At 39.5% G+C, this 17,771-nt stretch carries 20 protein-coding genes and 2 pseudogenes; 18 read left to right on the forward strand and 4 right to left on the reverse strand.

Going from position 1 to position 17,771, the window contains the following annotated elements; all coding sequences use genetic code 11:
• The first annotated feature begins 10 nt into the window (after nt 1-10).
• The 10 genes from HMPREF2685_RS05260 to msr(D) all read left to right on the forward strand — a co-directional run bounded on the left by HMPREF2685_RS05260 (nt 11) and on the right by msr(D) (nt 10,934).
• Nucleotides 11-1,117 (forward strand): prephenate dehydrogenase, encoded by a 1,107-nt coding sequence (locus HMPREF2685_RS05260; protein WP_070465738.1) that lies wholly within the window; start codon nt 11-13, stop codon nt 1,115-1,117.
• Nucleotides 1,118-1,217: 100 nt separating this feature from the next.
• Nucleotides 1,218-1,556, forward strand: a complete 339-nt coding sequence (locus tag HMPREF2685_RS05265) for a YlbF/YmcA family competence regulator (RefSeq protein ID WP_003014453.1) — start codon at nt 1,218-1,220, stop codon at nt 1,554-1,556.
• Between the two features lie 169 nt (nt 1,557-1,725).
• Entirely contained in the window at nt 1,726-3,009 is a 1,284-nt protein-coding gene (gene aroA / locus HMPREF2685_RS05270; RefSeq protein WP_049522893.1) for a 3-phosphoshikimate 1-carboxyvinyltransferase, read from the forward strand.
• The gene (locus HMPREF2685_RS05275) at nt 3,002-3,487 is read left to right on the forward strand and encodes a shikimate kinase (protein ID WP_049506069.1); all 486 of its coding nucleotides are present in this window, start codon (nt 3,002-3,004) and stop codon (nt 3,485-3,487) included. The genes aroA and HMPREF2685_RS05275 overlap by 8 nt, the downstream gene beginning before the upstream one ends.
• Nucleotides 3,478-4,332: a prephenate dehydratase gene (gene pheA, locus HMPREF2685_RS05280; protein WP_070465741.1), complete on the forward strand. Its 855-nt coding sequence runs from the start codon at nt 3,478-3,480 to the stop codon at nt 4,330-4,332. Before HMPREF2685_RS05275 ends, pheA begins: the two co-directional genes overlap by 10 nt.
• Nucleotides 4,329-5,645: an LCP family protein gene (locus tag HMPREF2685_RS05285; RefSeq protein ID WP_070465744.1), complete on the forward strand. Its 1,317-nt coding sequence runs from the start codon at nt 4,329-4,331 to the stop codon at nt 5,643-5,645. Before pheA ends, HMPREF2685_RS05285 begins: the two co-directional genes overlap by 4 nt.
• A 62-nt stretch (nt 5,646-5,707) precedes the next feature.
• Nucleotides 5,708-7,063, forward strand: a complete 1,356-nt coding sequence (rlmD, locus tag HMPREF2685_RS05290) for a 23S rRNA (uracil(1939)-C(5))-methyltransferase RlmD (RefSeq protein WP_070465747.1) — start codon at nt 5,708-5,710, stop codon at nt 7,061-7,063.
• A 514-nt stretch (nt 7,064-7,577) separates the two neighbouring features.
• Nucleotides 7,578-7,748: a hypothetical protein gene (locus HMPREF2685_RS05295; protein WP_000873143.1), complete on the forward strand. Its 171-nt coding sequence runs from the start codon at nt 7,578-7,580 to the stop codon at nt 7,746-7,748.
• 385 nt (nt 7,749-8,133) lie between these two features.
• Nucleotides 8,134-9,351, forward strand: a complete 1,218-nt coding sequence (gene mef(A) / locus HMPREF2685_RS05300; protein ID WP_000417519.1) for a macrolide efflux MFS transporter Mef(A) — start codon at nt 8,134-8,136, stop codon at nt 9,349-9,351.
• A gap of 119 nt (nt 9,352-9,470) precedes the next feature.
• Nucleotides 9,471-10,934, forward strand: a complete 1,464-nt coding sequence (gene msr(D), locus HMPREF2685_RS05305) for an ABC-F type ribosomal protection protein Msr(D) (RefSeq protein ID WP_000420313.1) — start codon at nt 9,471-9,473, stop codon at nt 10,932-10,934.
• 117 nt (nt 10,935-11,051) lie between these two features.
• Here the strand turns inward: msr(D) and HMPREF2685_RS05310 are convergent, their stop codons facing one another.
• From HMPREF2685_RS05310 to HMPREF2685_RS05325, 4 genes are read right to left on the reverse strand one after another with little or no spacing between them, the layout of a single operon-like run.
• Complete coding sequence (locus HMPREF2685_RS05310) at nt 11,052-11,351, reverse strand: DUF5960 family protein (RefSeq protein WP_001072467.1); 300 nt, start codon at nt 11,349-11,351, stop codon at nt 11,052-11,054.
• Nucleotides 11,338-11,706 carry a hypothetical protein gene (locus HMPREF2685_RS05315; RefSeq protein ID WP_000567222.1) on the reverse strand — a complete coding sequence of 123 codons (369 nt, stop codon included), beginning with the start codon at nt 11,704-11,706 and terminating at the stop codon, nt 11,338-11,340. Before HMPREF2685_RS05315 ends, HMPREF2685_RS05310 begins: the two co-directional genes overlap by 14 nt.
• A gap of 12 nt (nt 11,707-11,718) precedes the next feature.
• Complete coding sequence (locus tag HMPREF2685_RS05320; protein WP_000806926.1) at nt 11,719-12,054, reverse strand: DinB/UmuC family translesion DNA polymerase; 336 nt, start codon at nt 12,052-12,054, stop codon at nt 11,719-11,721.
• The gene (locus tag HMPREF2685_RS05325) at nt 12,051-12,296 is read right to left on the reverse strand and encodes a hypothetical protein (RefSeq protein ID WP_001813542.1); all 246 of its coding nucleotides are present in this window, start codon (nt 12,294-12,296) and stop codon (nt 12,051-12,053) included. The genes HMPREF2685_RS05320 and HMPREF2685_RS05325 overlap by 4 nt, the downstream gene beginning before the upstream one ends.
• Nucleotides 12,297-12,674: 378 nt before the next feature.
• Between HMPREF2685_RS05325 and aac(6') the strand changes: the two genes are divergently transcribed.
• From aac(6') to HMPREF2685_RS05365, 8 genes and pseudogenes are all read left to right on the forward strand, one after another.
• On the forward strand, nt 12,675-13,103 hold the full coding sequence (gene aac(6'), locus HMPREF2685_RS05335; RefSeq protein ID WP_002912789.1) for an aminoglycoside 6'-N-acetyltransferase: 429 nt from the start codon (nt 12,675-12,677) through the stop codon (nt 13,101-13,103).
• A gap of 47 nt (nt 13,104-13,150) precedes the next feature.
• On the forward strand, nt 13,151-13,759 hold the full coding sequence (locus HMPREF2685_RS05340; protein ID WP_070465751.1) for a Type 1 glutamine amidotransferase-like domain-containing protein: 609 nt from the start codon (nt 13,151-13,153) through the stop codon (nt 13,757-13,759).
• A 180-nt stretch (nt 13,760-13,939) separates the two neighbouring features.
• Nucleotides 13,940-14,692, forward strand: a complete 753-nt coding sequence (locus HMPREF2685_RS05345; protein ID WP_070465753.1) for a CPBP family intramembrane glutamic endopeptidase — start codon at nt 13,940-13,942, stop codon at nt 14,690-14,692.
• 88 nt (nt 14,693-14,780) lie between these two features.
• Complete coding sequence (locus HMPREF2685_RS05350) at nt 14,781-15,272, forward strand: phosphoribosylanthranilate isomerase (RefSeq protein ID WP_070465756.1); 492 nt, start codon at nt 14,781-14,783, stop codon at nt 15,270-15,272.
• Nucleotides 15,273-15,391: 119 nt separating this feature from the next.
• A pseudogene (locus HMPREF2685_RS10170) lies at nt 15,392-15,532 on the forward strand (VOC family protein); the annotation flags it as partial.
• A 21-nt stretch (nt 15,533-15,553) separates the two neighbouring features.
• Nucleotides 15,554-15,877, forward strand: a complete 324-nt coding sequence (locus tag HMPREF2685_RS05355; RefSeq protein WP_003006804.1) for a TfoX/Sxy family protein — start codon at nt 15,554-15,556, stop codon at nt 15,875-15,877.
• 301 nt (nt 15,878-16,178) lie between these two features.
• Nucleotides 16,179-17,231, forward strand: a complete 1,053-nt coding sequence (locus HMPREF2685_RS05360) for a DMT family transporter (RefSeq protein ID WP_003006806.1) — start codon at nt 16,179-16,181, stop codon at nt 17,229-17,231.
• 166 nt (nt 17,232-17,397) lie between these two features.
• Nucleotides 17,398-17,771 (forward strand): annotated as a pseudogene (locus tag HMPREF2685_RS05365) (peptidase S51); the annotation flags it as partial.

Below are 17,771 nucleotides of genomic sequence, written 5' to 3' on the forward strand. Positions count from 1 at the left end.
GAGTTTTCCTTTGGAGAAGAAAGTTGTATATATTGCAGGACTGGGCTTGATTGGTGCTTCACTCGCGCTAGGGATTAAAAGGGCCCACCCACATGTGACCATTCTTGGTTACAATCGTAGTGAAGCCTCTCGAACCATCGCCCTTGAAAGAGGAATGGTGGATCAGGTGACGGATGATTTCGCAGCCTTTTCCCCTTTAGCAGATATCATTATTTTGGCCCTTCCCATCAAGCAAACCAAATCTTACTTAGAAACCTTAGCTGGCCTGAATTTGAAAGACCAGGTACTGGTGACTGATGCAGGCTCTACCAAGGCAGAAATTGTCGCACAAGCTGAAAAAGTGTTTACAGATAAGGATGTACGCTTTGTGGGAGGACACCCCATGGCTGGTAGTCATAAGACAGGTGCTGCAGCAGCAGATGCAACCTTATTTGAAAATGCCTATTATATTTTTACCCCTTCTAGCTTGACCACGGGGGGTGCCATGGAAGAGTTGAAAGAGCTTCTGAGTGGATTGAGATCCCGCTTTATCGAAATCGATGCTGAGGAACACGATCGGGTAACCTCCCAGATCAGTCATTTTCCTCATATTTTAGCCTCGACCTTGGTCGAGCAGGCCGTAGCTTATGGAGAAGAGCATGAAATGACTAGACGTTTTGCGGCTGGTGGCTTTCGGGATATGACACGGATTGCAGAAAGTGAGCCAGGCATGTGGACCTCTATTCTCTTGTCCAATCCTCAAGCTATATTAGAACGGATTGCAGATTTCAAAGAACGTTTGGATCAGGTGGCCGAGACCATTCAAGCAGATAACGAAGAGGCCATTTGGTCATTTTTCCATGAGGGACGCAAGCACCGAAAGGAAATGCAGATCTATCAGCGTCCTGGGCGCGATAGTGCCTATGATCTCTTTATTGATGTTCCCGATCAGGAAGGCGTCATTCTTGAGATCCTGAAAATTCTACAAGGGATTTCCTTGGTTAATATTCACATCAATGAAGAGAATCGTGAAGATATCCACGGGATTTTGCAGCTGACCTTTAAAAATGCAGAGGATCAAGAGCGGGCTCAAACATTGATCAGCCGGGCGACCTCTTATACCGTCCTTGCTCGCTAGGTCTACAGAAGGATTTGCATCAAATTGTCTGCTTCGTTTTAGGAATATTGAGGGAAAAGCAGTATAATAGAAGTATCATATCAGTAAAGGAGCCCATAAAATGGCAAATATTTATGATGTCGCAAATGAACTCTCTCGGACCCTGCGAGACCTTCCTGAATACAAGGCTGTTGTAGAAAGCAAGCAAGCGATCGAGGCAAATCCAGAAGCGAAAACCTTGTTTGACGAATACGTCGCTTTTCAAAATCAACTGCAAGGCTTGATGCAATCCGGTCAACTTCCAACAGAAGCTGTGCAACAAGAAATGAAGGACTATATGGAAAAAATCCAAGCAAGTCCAATTGTGAATGAATTTTTCACCAAACAACAACAATTATCTATTTATCTTGCGGATCTCGAAAAGATTATTTTTGAACCTATTCAAGATTTATACAAATAAGAAGACTACCAGAGTTGTGAATTCACTCTGGTATTTTCGTTCGTCAAGAGATAGAAAGATGCTCAAAAAATGCTTGGAAACATTCGTTTTTTGTTCCAAATTTTTGATCAAAAATTGAATTCATACCTTAATTATGATAGAATATGAGGAAAAGCATCTGGAGAAGGCAATGAAATTAAGAACCAATAGCAAGGGTCTCAGGGGCATCATTCGTGTGCCTGGTGATAAATCCATCAGTCACCGATCCATTATTTTTGGAAGTCTCGCAACAGGTGAAACCAAGGTCTATGATATCTTGCGAGGCGAAGATGTGCTCTCTACAATCCAGGTGTTTCGAGATTTAGGAGTCTCCATCCAGGATGACGGGGATGTGATTCGGATTCAAGGGGTAGGCTTTCAGGGCCTTCAAGCTCCGACCGCTCCCCTTGATATGGGGAATTCAGGGACTTCTATTCGTTTGATATCAGGTGTCCTAGCGGGCCAGGATTTTTCAGTGACCATGGTCGGAGACGATAGTCTTTCCAAACGGCCTATGGATCGTGTAGCGATTCCACTGCGTCAAATGGGAGTAGAAATTGTTGGCCAGGGAGAGCGCGATTGCCCGCCTTTGCATGAAAAAGGAACCCATCAGCTACAACCGTTTCATTACCGTTTGCCAGTCGCATCGGCTCAAGTCAAGTCGGCTCTCATCTTTGCTGCTCTACAGGCTGAGGGTAAATCGACGATTATCGAGAAGGAAAAGACCCGTGACCATACAGAGGATATGATTCGCCAATTTGGTGGGGAGATCCAGGTAGACGGAAAAACTATCCACATCCAGGGTGGACAAGAGTTCAAAGGTCAAACAGTCATTGTTCCTGGAGATATTTCCAGTGCGGCTTTTTGGTTAGTGGCTGGGCTCATCCTTCCAGATAGTGAGATCAAGATTGAAAATGTTGGCATCAACCAAACGCGGACAGGGATTCTCGATGTCATCCAGGAAATGGGGGGAAATCTCACTGTTGAGGATCGTGATGAAAAAGCTGTCTCGGCAAGTCTTACCGTCAAGACTTCGTCCTTAAAAGGGATTCGGATTGATGGGGAGTTGATTCCACGCTTAATTGATGAATTGCCGATTATTGCCTTACTAGCGACACAAGCCAATGGTCAAACTGTGATTGCGGATGCTGAAGAGCTTCGTGTGAAAGAAACGGACCGCATCCAGGTCGTAGCAGATAGCCTCAATGCTATGGGAGCCAATGTTGTGCCAACGGAAGACGGAATGCTCATCACTGGTCCGACTCCCCTGCATGGAGCTGACTTAGAGACCTTTGGAGACCATCGGATTGGGATGATGGCTGCCATTGCTGCCTTATTAGTGAGTGAAGGAAATGTGATGCTGGATCGGGCAGAGGCCATTAACACCAGTTACCCTAGTTTTTTTGAAGATTTGGAGACCTTACTGCATGGCTAAAATTTTACTTGGTTTTATGGGAGCTGGAAAAACGACCGTTGGCCGGATTCTTGATCCAAAATTCCATGATATGGATGAATTAATTGTTAAAGAGATCGGCATGTCGATCAATGACTATTTCGCAGTGGAAGGAGAAGCTGCCTTTCGTCGCCGCGAGGCTGAAATGCTGGAACGTTTATTGGAAAACGAGGCAGCCATTATTTCCCCTGGTGGCGGGATTGTCGTCAATCCTCATAACCGTGCCCTCTTGGAAAAAAATCCATACAACATTTATTTGCGCGTGGATTTTGAAACCTTGTACAGTCGCATTCAAAATGACAAAGCTATGCAACGTCCCCTCTTTTTAAACAATACCAAAGAAGAATTCAAGAAGATTTTTGATGGCCGTTTGCCTTTGTATGAAGCGATTGCTACCCATATTGTGGATGTTAAGGACAAAACACCTGACGAAATTGCGGAGATTATTCGATGCTTGTAGGCTATCTAGGTCCCAAGGGATCTTTTACCCACGATGTGGTGACTCATAGTTTTCCAACTTCTGAACGCATCGCTTATCGAACGATCACAGATGTTATTAAGGCCTATGAAAATCAAGAAATTGATTTTGCAGTCGTCCCCGTTGAAAACTCTATCGAAGGCAGTGTCCACGAGACCATCGATTACCTCTTTCACCAAGGGACCATCCAGGCCGTTGCAGAAGTGGTCTATCTCATTAAGCAACAGCTCTTGGTGGCTAGAAAAGATCGGCCTATTCGAACGGTCTATTCGCATCCACAGGCCCTGGCTCAAGGGAAGGCTTTTCTGAGGGCCCATTATCCAGATGTGGCCATGGAAATGACGGCTTCAACAGCCTATGCAGCCCGCTATGTAGCAGAACATCCAGAATTGGAGATTGCAGCGATTGCCCCTCTGGCAGCAGCAAGTGAGTACGGTTTGGAAGTCCAGGCCAAAGACATCCAAGAAATCGAGGACAACTACACGCGTTTTTGGATTCTAGGGGCAAAAGAGCCCTTGATTTCAGAAACTTTAAGTCCAGTCCTTCAAAAGATTAGCTTGGCTTTAACCTTGCCTAGTAATCTGGCAGGAGCCCTCTATAAGGGGTTGTCCACCTTTGCTTGGCGGGGAATCAATTTAACCAAGATTGAAAGTCGCCCTCTAAAAACAGCTTTAGGAGAATACTTTTTCATTATTGACCTCCTAAATGAAGCGCCTGATCTTGTGCACTTTGCCTATCAAGAATTAGACAGTCTGGGCATTCAGACAAAAGTCTTGGGTCAGTATCAGGTCTATACCTTAAAAGATAACGGAATGGAGAAAAGATGAGTAACGAATCCAACTTTCTATCTCACCATGAGCGAAAGCGATTAGAGTACTTATACTCAAATTTTCATTATTTGAATGAACGAGAACAACTAGAATACAATTATTTGCTCAAAAAAAGCCAAGGAGTTTATGAGGAAACAGAACCCCTTCAACAGCCTGAAGTAGCTGCTACTGAAGAAGTGCAAGGGGAGATTGCTGAACCGATTGGTGACCTTCCTGTTTACCAATCACGTAGCAGAAAAACAAAGAAAAAAGCAGTCGCTGCGACGAGCGATCTACCTAAGAAACCACGGAAAAAGATCCGCGTCAAGCGGATCCTCAAGTGGATAGCTCTCTTTTTCTTGCTCATTATCGGTGGCATGGTCTTTATGTTTGTGAAAGGCCTCAACAGTAAACCAGCTGGTAAAGATGCCAAGCCTGCTGTCGTCGAGAAATTTAACGGTAAGAAGTCGCGAGATGGGGTCAATATCCTGATCTTGGGGACAGATGGTCGGATCGGTGAGAAGTCAGATGAAACCCGGACAGACTCCATCATGGTGGTCAATGTCAATAACAAAGAAGGAAAGATCAAGATGGTCAGCTTCATGCGGGATACACTGGTCCATATTGATGGAGTGAGCCAGCAAAATATTCCTGAATATGATGGCTACTATGACCAGAAGCTCAATACTGCCTTCACTATCGGCGAGCAAAATAACAACCAAGGGGCTGAATTGGTTCGTCAGATGCTCAAAGATAACTTTGACATTGACATCCAATATTACGCTATGGTCGATTTCAAGACCTTTGCGACAGCGATCGATACCCTCTTCCCAAATGGGGTCGAGATGAATGCGCAGTTTTCAACGGTTGATGGCGAAAAGGTCAGTGAAGTGGAAGTGCCAGACGATTTGAATATGAAAGACGGTGTCGTTCCGCAACAAACCATCAAGGTTGGAAAACAACGGATGGATGGTCGGACTCTTCTCAATTACTCGCGTTTCCGTAAGGATGATGAAGGGGACTTTGGCCGAACCCGTCGCCAGCAAGAGGTCATGTCTGCTATCATGCATCAGATCAAGGATCCAACCAAACTCTTTACGGGATCAGAAGCCCTTGGGAAAGTCTTTGCTATGACGTCTACCAATGTACCTTTCTCTTTCCTATTGACTAATGGACTTGGCCTGGTTGGAAGTGCTGGAAAAGGAATTGAACGAGTGACCATCCCAGAAAATGGGGATTGGGTCGATGCCTACGATATGTATGGGGGCCAAGGCTTGCTCGTCGATTTCGATGCTTATAAAAAGAAATTGTACCAAATGGGACTGAGATGATATAATAAGGGGATAGGAGTTTTGGACTCCACCCCTTTTAATTTGTAGAAAGATAGAAAACGATGTTAAAGAAAAATGAAATTGTAACCGTTGAGATTGTCGATTTGACACACGAAGGAGCAGGAGTAGCTAAGGTCGATGGCCTGGTCTTTTTTGTGGAGAATGCCCTGCCTGGAGAAGTCATCCGCATGCGTGTGCTCAAGGTCAACAAGAAGATCGGCTATGGAAAAGTAGAGGAGTACCTGGAAAAATCCCCTCACCGCAATGAAGAGCTAGACCTGGCTTACTTGCGAAGCGGCATTGCTGACTTAGGGCACCTAGCTTATCCGGAGCAGCTGAAATTCAAGGCCAAACAGGTCAAGGATAGCCTTTACAAGATGGCAGGAATCTCTGATATCGACGTTCCCCTGACTTTGGGGATGGACCATCCTGTTCAATACCGCAACAAGGCCCAAGTCCCTGTCCGTCGTGTCAATGGTCAGGTGGAGACAGGTTTCTTTCGCAGGAACTCTCATGATTTGATGCCGATCGAAGACTTCTATATCCAAGATCCAGTCATTGACCAAGTAGTCTTGGCACTTCGGGATTTGATTCGTCGGTTTGACCTCAAGCCTTATGATGAAAAGGAACAGTCTGGCTTGATTCGCAATCTTGTGGTTCGCCGAGGTCACCATTCAGGAGAAATCATGGTCATTTTGGTGACCACTCGTCCCAAGGTTTTCCGTGTGGACCAGTTGATCGAGCAGTTGATCAAGCAATTCCCAGCCATCAAATCCGTTATGCAAAATATCAACGACCAGAATACCAATGCTATTTTTGGAAAAGAATGGCGGACGCTTTATGGTCAAGACTATATTACCGACCAAATGTTGGGCAATAGCTTCCAAATCTCTGGACCCGCCTTTTATCAGGTTAATACCGAAATGGCAGAGAAGCTTTATCAGACAGCCATTGACTTTGCGGAGTTGAGGGCAGAGGATGTCGTGATTGATGCCTACTCCGGAATTGGGACAATTGGCTTGTCAGTTGCCAAGCATGTCAAGGAAGTTTATGGAGTAGAGGTTATCCCTGAAGCAGTGGAAAATAGCCAGAAGAATGCTAGTCTAAATGGCATCACCAATGCCCACTATGTCTGTGACACAGCTGAAAATGCCATGAAGAATTGGCTCAAGGAAGGCATCCAACCAACAGCCATCCTGGTCGACCCACCACGCAAGGGCTTGACCGAAAGCTTTATCAAAGCAAGTGCCCAAACAGGAGCTGACCGCATCGCCTATATCTCTTGTAATGTCGCGACCATGGCGCGTGATATCAAACTCTACCAAGAATTGGGCTATGAATTGAAGAAAGTACAGCCGGTGGATCTTTTTCCGCAAACGCATCATGTTGAGGCGGTAAGTTTGCTAGTCAAGGAGTAAAACGACGAAGATTAGCATTTACTTCCGCCCATGCGATAGCTGTCCGTGATTGACAAGTGCTAGCACGCAGACAGAACGGAGATAGCGAACCGCTGAGTGTGTCGCTCTGCTCGTAAAAGCTTAGAAACCTTTGAACGAAAGGGATAATGAAAGCCTTGATTGCAAGGCTTTTTGCTTTATGGTGGGTAAGTATCAGAGTGAGAAAATTTTTGGAATGAGTAGAAGTGATAGCTAGAAATTATCAGTTTCTATTTCCATTTACCCTGTGGGTACGTGTTTGTTTCCATTGACAAGGAGTTTGTGGGAATAGAAATGTACCCACCTTGTTTGAATCAAGTGAAGTGTAGTTGAAGGAAATCTGTTGAAAGCAATACTTCATTTTACCGAATAAGTAATAATTTAGGCAACTTCAAATCGATTAAAAAAAACTATTTTAAAGGTTAAGAGTAGACAAAAATTGTCCACTCTTTTTTGCAAACTCAATTTATCAATAAATGAAATGAGGGAATGTAAAATGAAATATTTTGAGGTTGAGTTAGAAAATCCTGATGAATTTTTAAAACTACAAACAGAAGATTTTGTGAAAGCTAATCGCTTGCTACTAAGGAAGATAATCCAGAGCGTTACAGTCTATGAAGAAAACTTCGTCATATCCTTTAAATCTGGCATCGAATTGGAAGTATGAGTCTCATTCCATAACTTTTATATTGAACATATCATCTTGTTGTGTTATACTATAAATTGATATAAACAAAGATGTAGGAGGAACCGAAACTATGACAGCCTCAATGCGTTTAAGATAAGCTGGCAATAAAAAAAGCAGAATCTATACCCGATGATAGGCTTTTTTGTTGTGCTTATTTATACGATATTGAGCATTCATTAGTTACGGTGAGGATATTGGTTATTTAACTATACCTTTATTTAACTATGTCTTTAATATGAATGTTTCCAAATTGTATGTATGCAGACCAAAAGCCACATTGTGGGGTTTGGCCTGCATTTTTTATTGCCTAGAATGCTATTCAAAATAGAAATTCAAGCAAAATAATATGCAGGAGATAATATAAATGGAAAAATACAACAATTGGAAACGAAAATTTTATGCAATATGGGCAGGGCAAGCAGTATCATTAATCACTAGTGCCATCCTGCAAATGGCGATTATTTTTTACCTTACAGAAAAAACAGGATCTGCGATGGTCTTGTCTATGGCTTCATTAGTAGGTTTTTTACCCTATGCGATTTTGGGACCTGCCATTGGTGTGCTAGTGGATCGTCATGATAGGAAGAAGATAATGATTGGTGCCGATTTAATTATCGCAGCAGCTGGTGCAGTGCTTGCTATTGTTGCATTCTGTATGGAGCTACCTGTCTGGATGATTATGATAGTATTGTTTATCCGTAGCATTGGAACAGCTTTTCATACCCCAGCACTCAATGCGGTTACACCACTTTTAGTACCAGAAGAACAGCTAACGAAATGCGCAGGCTATAGTCAGTCTTTGCAGTCTATAAGCTATATTGTTAGTCCGGCAGTTGCAGCACTCTTATACTCCGTTTGGGATTTAAATGCTATTATTGCCATCGACGTATTGGGTGCTGTGATTGCATCTATTACGGTAGCAATTGTACGTATACCTAAGCTGGGTAATCAAGTGCAAAGTTTAGAACCAAATTTCATAAGGGAGATGAAAGAAGGAGTTGTGGTTCTGAGACAAAACAAAGGATTGTTTGCCTTATTACTCTTAGGAACACTATATACTTTTGTTTATATGCCAATCAATGCACTATTTCCTTTAATAAGCATGGAACACTTTAATGGAACGCCTGTGCATATTTCTATTACGGAAATTTCCTTTGCATTTGGGATGCTAGCAGGAGGCTTATTATTAGGAAGATTAGGGGGCTTCGAAAAGCATGTATTACTAATAACAAGTTCATTTTTTATAATGGGGACCAGTTTAGCCGTTTCGGGAATACTTCCTCCAAATGGATTTGTAATATTCGTAGTTTGCTGTGCAATAATGGGGCTTTCGGTGCCATTTTATAGCGGTGTGCAAACAGCTCTTTTTCAGGAGAAAATTAAGCCTGAATATTTAGGACGTGTATTTTCTTTGATCGGAAGTATCATGTCACTTGCTATGCCAATTGGGTTAATTCTTTCTGGATTCTTTGCTGATAAAATCGGTGTAAATCATTGGTTTTTACTATCAGGTATTTTAATTATTGGCATTGCTATAGTTTGCCAAATGATAACTGAGGTTAGAAAATTAGATTTAAAATAAACAATATTGGAGGAATATTTATGTATCTTATTTTCATGTAACTCTTCCTGCTAAAATCGCAGGGTTTTCCCTGCATACAAGCAAATGAAAGCATGCGATTATAGACAGGAGGAAATGTTATGGAATTAATATTAAAAGCAAAAGACATTCGTGTGGAATTCAAAGGACGCGATGTTTTAGATATAAATGAATTAGAAGTATATGATTATGACCGTATTGGTTTAGTAGGAGCAAATGGTGCTGGAAAAAGCACTTTACTCAGGGTACTTTTAGGAGAATTAACTCCCCCAGGATGTAAAATGAATCGTCTGGGTGAACTTGCCTATATTCCCCAGTTGGACGAAGTAACTCTGCAGGAGGAAAAAGATTTTGCACTTGTAGGCAAGCTAGGTGTTGAGCAATTAAATATACAGACTATGAGCGGTGGTGAAGAAACAAGGCTTAAAATAGCACAGGCCTTATCGGCACAGGTTCATGGTATTTTAGCGGATGAACCTACGAGCCATTTAGACCGTGAAGGAATTGATTTTCTAATAGGACAGCTAAAATATTTTACAGGTGCACTGTTAGTTATTAGCCATGACCGCTATTTTCTTGATGAAATAGTAGATAAAATATGGGAACTGAAAGATGGCAAAATCACTGAGTATTGGGGAAACTATTCTGATTATCTTCGTCAGAAAGAGGAAGAACGTAAGAGCCAAGCTGCAGAATACGAACAATTTATTGCGGAACGTGCCCGATTGGAAAGGGCTGCGGAGGAAAAGCGAAAACAGGCTCGTAAAATAGAACAGAAGGCAAAAGGTTCTTCAAAGAAAAAAAGTACTGAAGACGGAGGGCGTTTAGCTCATCAAAAATCAATAGGAAGTAAGGAAAAAAAGATGTATAATGCTGCTAAAACCCTAGAGCACAGGATTGCGGCCTTAGGAAAAGTAGAAGCTCCGGAAGGCATTCGCAGAATTCGTTTCAGGCAAAGTAAAGCATTGGAGCTCCATAATCCATACCCTATAGTCGGTGCAGAAATTAATAAAGTATTTGGGGATAAGGCTCTGTTTGAAAATGCATCTTTTCAAATTCCGTTAGGAGCAAAAGTGGCGTTAACTGGTGGTAATGGAATCGGAAAAACAACTTTAATCCAAATGATCTTAAACCATGAAGAAGGAATTTCTATTTCGCCTAAGGCAAAAATAGGTTACTTTGCACAGAATGGTTACAAGTACAACAGTAATCAGAATGTTATGGAGTTTATGCAGAAGGATTGTGACTACAATATATCAGAAATTCGTTCAGTGCTAGCATCTATGGGGTTCAAACAGAACGATATTGGAAAAAGTTTATCTGTTTTAAGCGGTGGAGAAATTATAAAATTGTTGCTTGCTAAAATGCTCATGGGTAGATATAACATCCTAATAATGGATGAACCCAGTAACTTCCTTGACATACCAAGTTTAGAGGCTTTGGAAATACTAATGAAGGAGTACACCGGAACTATCGTGTTTATCACCCACGATAAACGATTACTCGAAAATGTAGCAGATGTAGTTTATGAAATTAGAGATAAGAAAATAAATCTGAAACATTAAATTTAAGGTAGTCGCTGGTCAGTATAGTCTGTTCTGGTTGGCGACTCCATTGTTAAAGAGTATAAAGACTTTAGATTTTATGAATATTAAAAATAGGAACAGTCAATTGAACTGCTCCTATTTTTCTGCTAAATATATTGTAGTTTTCTTATATGTATAATGATAGATTAGCGGATTCTCATCTACGGTACTTACTTCAAATATGAAGAAGTGATCGCGGTTATCTCTGGACTTTTCCTTATTGAGGACAAAGTAATTCTTACGTGAAGTCGCCATTGTTTTTAGGATATCATCAGTTAGGAAGGTCAATGGAATATTCATGTTAGAGTAGCGGTAGAAGTCACGTTCAAAATCTTGGTAGCTCTCGCTATAATAGTCCATTTGTAGGTGATTACGCTGAAACTCAAGCTGATTCATAGAGCACCTCCTCGACAAGTTCAATACTAATAATGTCTTTTAATTTCAAATTGATGTGACCTGTTGTAGTTTTTATCAAAATGAAATCTTTGGTCAGACTTGGTATTGTTCCAGTGTAGGAAACACGCTTGTTTTTTTCAATCACTTGAATGCGTGTGCGTAGCTGCCCGGCGTATACTTGACTGAGGAGTAATAATTTCTTCTCTAGTGATAAGTCAGACATGTACGTTACTTTGTTTGTATCATCAGAGAGTGCTGATGCATGTTCAGATAGGAAAAAGCCCATCCATTTTTGCATCTTTGTATCCTGGTACTCTCTTGCTGATTGAAATGGTAAATATGAACGGTCAATCATATCAAATCCTTTCTATGCAGAGGCAAGGGTATTTTTATCAAATTGAATCGTAAAACCTTGAATTCCCCCACCTGTGTAACATTCTTTAAAGCGATTGATTACCTCAGTATAGATTATCACAGATGAGCTTGTTGGCTTAATGCTAAATGTAAATTCCAATGGTAATCGGTTTTCAGATTTAGCATGTACTAGTCGTATCGATATTTCAGTTGTTTTGAGTTTTCTCTGACGAAGTTTTGAAGTTGCTGTTTCAACGATTCCATGTAAAAATCTTTCAAGCATTTCAATATCATTACATCCTTTGCTACGGATTTCTGAAAATTGTACTGTATTTTTTTCTTGTTTCATTTTAATCCCTCCAATCCACCCGCGGAATGACCACCGATAAGTTTACTGCGTTCAATATTTCTGGAACCTTCAGTTAGGACGGTTCCTTTTTGTATGGCTAAAAAACCAAACTGTTCTCTGACAACATCAATAGCTGTCTGAAGTCTATTATCTTTTTCAATTTGTTCTACATCATCAAAGAGTGATAGTAGAGTATAGCTTTCATCTACGAAGCCACTATAAGATACACCAATTTGTCTCACTGCACCAGAGGTGTATTTTTTCGGAATAATACAAGTACATGACTCACCATTGTTTTGGGGAGATTTGCGGGTTCAATTTTATTCTGAGCATTTATAGATTTTTTCATCTCAGTCCTAGAATAGCCAATATGAATAGAAACGACAGTAGTCAATACTAGGGCTACTGTTCCGTTCCACAGTATCATTTAAAAATCATTTTCACACCCTTTCGTCTATTAGTATAGAAGAAAGCTCTCAGCACAAGTTGAGGCAGTATCACTGCTCTTCCAATCTGAGACAGCGATAAATAGAAGGGGATGGTATTGGTGTCAATCAATGAGTAACAAAGTAACAGCATGATTTGAAACATTTGCCTGTAATTTGCGGAGGAACATCAATATGGATGGAATAACAAAAGATTCTATAAAAACGGCTAAACTAATGAAACAATTATGGCCCCAATTAACCGATAAAGAAGCTATTGATGAAGTAAAAAGATATACGAATGGCAAAAATACTGCAATCTTTACTGAAGTTGAAGGTGACACAATTGTAGGTCTAGCACTATGTTCACTCAGATTTGATTATGTTGAAGGTTGTAAATATAGTCCTGTTGGATTCTTAGAAGGGATTATTGTCGACGAGGAATATCGTTTAAAGGATATTGCTAAAAATCTCTGTACAAAATGTGAGGAATGGGCGAAAAATAAAGGATGTAAGGAATTTGCAAGTGACTGTACTTTAACGAATACGGATTCTATAAGATTTCATCTCAATATTGGATTTCAGGAGGCAAATAGAATTATTCATTTTAAGAAGAAATTATAATTTCAGTACGTGGTCAAAATTTATGTATCTTTAGGAAGTGTGAAAGATTGGACGAACAAATTTTTTTGATGGGTGGAAATCCGCCGATAAAGAACCATACGATTGTTCATAAAATTGTGTCATCAAGGAAGATTGGAAGACTTGTTATTTTTACAGTTTATCGAGAAAATTGGGAACCGTATATGAATAAGTACACGGAAGTTTTCCAAAGTCAACTTCCTAATCTAAACACTGATTACTTACTTTTGGACTCTGAGCAGGTTGATTTTGATAGCTATTTAGATGCTGATCTAATTATCATCGATGGTGGAAATACAGAAAAGTATCTAGCTACTTATGTCAATCAAGAGTTCAAAAATTATATCAAGCATATGCTGAATAAAGGGGCAAAAGTTATGGGATTTTCTGCAGGAGCCCTATTATTAGGAGAAAAGGTCTATATCTCACCTAATGATAATTCAGATCATCAGATAAAGATAAAAAATGGATTAGGACTCTTTAGTCAGTTTTTAATTAGTGTCCATTATGATTCCTGGAATGATAAAGCTAATAAGGATAGAGCTGAAGAACTCGTTAATGTTCCCATAATTCCACTAAATGATCATTCCTGTCTTGTATTAGATAAACTTGGAAACATTATTGAGAAAATTGACTAGTTTTAATCATGCGAATCTGAATCTACGAAACTAAAGTATTGACGAAATGAATAATGAAAAGCCTTGATTATAGGGCTTTTTTTTGCATTTTTGTGATAGAATATAGGTAGTTATAATCGAGAGCAACTAAGAAGCAGTAACAAATATTACATATAAAATAATAAAAATAAGGGCAATAAAATGACAGAAATTGACAAAAAGAATTTAAAAAAATATCTTTATTGTACATTTGGAATTACTTATATATCTTGGGGGATTCTTGCCATCTTTACTCAATCTCATATTTTGGGATTAGAAACAATCATAGGAAGAATATTACATATAGTAGGTGCACTTGGACCAGCTATTGCAAGTGGCTTTTATTTGAAAAGGAATAATATAAAATTTAAACATTTTTTATTTAGTAAGAAAGAAAATAGTAGTATTTATTTCATTATTCATTTGTTAGCAATTTTGATACTATTTTCTGTATCTTCCTTAGAATTTAATGGAGTATCCATTTATCTAATGCCACTATTCTTTATTCAATTAATTTTTTTTGGTGGTGGACATGAAGAATTAGGATGGAGAGGAATATTACAGCCGTTACTTGATAAAAAATATACATATTGGCAATCTAATTTGATTGTAGGATCAATTTGGGAAATATGGCATCTGCCTTTATGGTTTATAGTTGGAGAAAGTCATCAAGGATTTCCTTTTATTTTATTTTTTATATATACATTATTTTTAAGTTTTGCTTTAGGACTTCTTTACCGTCAAACCCAATCAGTGGGTTACTGTATATTATTTCATGCGTTCGCAAATTTGTTAAATCTCTATTTTGTGTTAAAAATTAATCTTATTTTTATTATCATTTTTATTGGTTATTTGATTTATACGATATTGGCGAGTAATAGAATTAGTAAGGAAAAGAATTTGTATCCAAAATAAATGGATACACTCTAGAAAATGAAGATGATTATGTTCAAGGTAATAAAGTAGAAATAACGAACATTTAGATGAAAGGTTTAGAGTAAATATGAGTCTCTTATTTGAAGAATTTAAAACCATTTGTTTCCATTTAAATCGAGTCGGAATTACACCGACACTGATGGGGTCTTTGGGATTGGAGTTTAGAACGAAAGAAAATTGGGGGCCGTCTGACATTGACATTCATGTGCCTGGTGACCCTAGAGGTTGGGAAGCGCCTGATCCTCTCAGAATTTATGACTGGGACAAGATAATGAAAGTGATGAAAGACTTAGGCTACGTTTTAATAGATATTCATGAGCATGAATTCCAAAAGGATAGAGTGAGTGTTGAATTTGGTAGTATCGATTCCTTACCTGATTTTGCAGGAGTTTCGGAATCGGATATAGAGCTTATTCACATTGAAGGCATCACTTTTCGTCTTCCAAGTCTGGAGCAGTATCTAAGTATTTACAAAGCTTCTTCTCAAGACTCCTATAGAAATGAACACAATAACAATAAGGATTTTAAAAAGATCGAGTGGCTGGAAAGACATTTGTAAATTATCATATGAAAAGTAGTAAGTTGTAAGACTGGCTGCTATGTTATTTTTATCTTCATTTTTATTGGTCATTTAATTTATACTATATTGGCGAGTACTAGAATTAGTAATGAAAAGCAGGTGGAAAAATTGTAAAAGAGCCACAGGGACTTTTCTGGGGTGGATATCACGCATATTTTTCGGATTTAGATGGATATTATTGGGAAGTTTCTTGGGAACCCAATTTTCAATTTGATGAAAATGGATTGCTGAAATTTTAGTAATTAAGGGAGATAGCAAAAATGGCTTCAAGTAAAGAATATTTAGATTTCATTTTAGAACAATTGTCTGAGTTGGAAGAAATATCATATAGAGCAATGATGGGTGAATATATAATTTATTATCGAGGGAAAATCATGGGTGGGATTTATGATGATAGATTTTTAGTGAAGCCTGTCAAAACTGCAATAGCGTATATGCCGAATGTAGAATACGAATTGCCGTATGAAGGTGCAAAGGAAATGCTATTGGTAGATGATGTTGACAACAAAGAATATTTAACCGGCTTATTTAATTCAATGTATGATGAGTTACCTGCACCAAAACCAAAGAAAAAGAAATTATGAAATCTCAGTTTATCTAGGTTATACCATTTAACGATAACCTTATGCGATCGTTAAAAAGTATGTGAATATGTTCTCGATGACTGCGCATGTTGAGTGTGTAAGTTTGTTAATAAAACGCAGTTAAACCACTCGCTTTGACATTTCAAGGCGAGAGGTTTCAAAGCTCCACTGGAGATTTGAACTCCCCAAACCTTTTGAGTTCTAGGCGAATTCCTGTTTGGATGGAGTGATACTTTGGTTTGGATCTGGGCTGTGATATAGAGGTCATGACCAGAAATAATGAAATAGAGGAGTAAAATTGATGGAGAAAAATAAGCTCAAAGCAATTATGTTTGCCTTTCTGGCAGCTGTTTTTTATGCCATAAATGTACCGATATCAAAGGTTCTTTTGCAGTATGTGGGCCCGACTACAATGGCAGCATTGCTGTATCTCGGTGCTGGGATTGGTATTGGTATGATGTCACTCTTTAATAAGAAGGACAGGGAGAAAGCTGAGAGCCTGACAAAAGCAGAACTTCCCTATATTGTCGGAATGATTGTTCTCGATATTGCTGCACCGATTTTTCTGATGCTTGGAATCAGCTATGGTTCCTCTGCCAATGCCTCGCTTCTCGGGAATTTTGAAATTGTGGCGACGACGGTCATTGCACTGATTCTCTTTAAAGAAGCTGTAACCAAAAGATTATGGCTGGCCATTGGACTAATCACCCTGTCAAGTATCCTGCTGTCGTTTGAAGGAACAGATAGCTTTCATTTCTCTTATGGTTCTTTGCTGGTGATCATGGCTACCGTTTGCTGGGGACTTGAAAATAACTGCACTAGAGAACTATCATCAAAGAGCACCTATCAAATTGTGATGCTAAAAGGCCTATGCTCTGGTCTTGGCGCTCTGGTCATTGCTCTGATAAAAAGAGAGTCCTTTCCAGGAATCGGCTATATCGCCATTGCCTTGGCTTTAGGTTTTGTGGCTTACGGACTCAGCATTTTCATGTATGTGAGAGCCCAGAATGTTCTCGGAGCAGCTAAAACCAGTGCCTATTATGCTGTCAATCCCTTGATCGGAGCTCTCCTTGCTTTTGTATTTTTAAGTGAATCCTTATCCTGGATGTATGTGATCGCCTTGATCGTGATGGTCATTGGTTCTGCTTTAGTGGTAGTCGATACGTTTATTCGCCAACATGACCATGAGCACCAGCATACATTCACGCATAGCCATGGCGGAAGTACCCATACGCATACGGTAAGGCATTCGCATGTCCACAAGCATTATCTAACAGAAGAGAAGCACAGGCATCGTCATTCTATCGAGGAACTAGAGTGTCTAGCAGAGGAAAAGATAGGTAAAAGCAAATAGAAGACAGACTATTACGAGAGTCTGATATGAAATCAGAATGAGCTGCCTTTGTTCTGAAATTCGGTAGATGCGAAGAGTTTCTGAGAGCTATCGGTAAAACTTGTATGGACAGATTAAAAGTTAGAGTACCATCTTTGCCTCGTTTTTGAGAAAGGACAAAGAAAAAATGGAAGCACAAATTTTTTTGATGGGTGGAAATCCGCCAATAAAGAAAACCATACGATTGTTAATAGAATTGTGTCATCAAGGAAGATCGAAAGAATTATCATTTTTACAGTTTTTCGAGAAAATTGGGAACCGTATATGAAAAAGTACACGGAAGTTTTCCAAAGCCTTTTTTCTAACCTAAACACTGATTACTTACTCTTGGACATTGAGCAGATTAATTTTGGTAGCTATCTAGATGCTGATCTAATTATTATCGGTGGTGGAAATACGGAAAAGTATTTAGCTACTTACGTCAATCAGCAGTTCAAAAATTATATCGATCGTATGCTGAATAAAGGGGCGAAAGTTATGGGATTTTCTGCAGGAGCCCTA

This window comes from Streptococcus sp. HMSC074F05 (assembly GCF_001808725.1).
GTDB classification, from domain to species: domain Bacteria; phylum Bacillota; class Bacilli; order Lactobacillales; family Streptococcaceae; genus Streptococcus; species Streptococcus parasanguinis_I.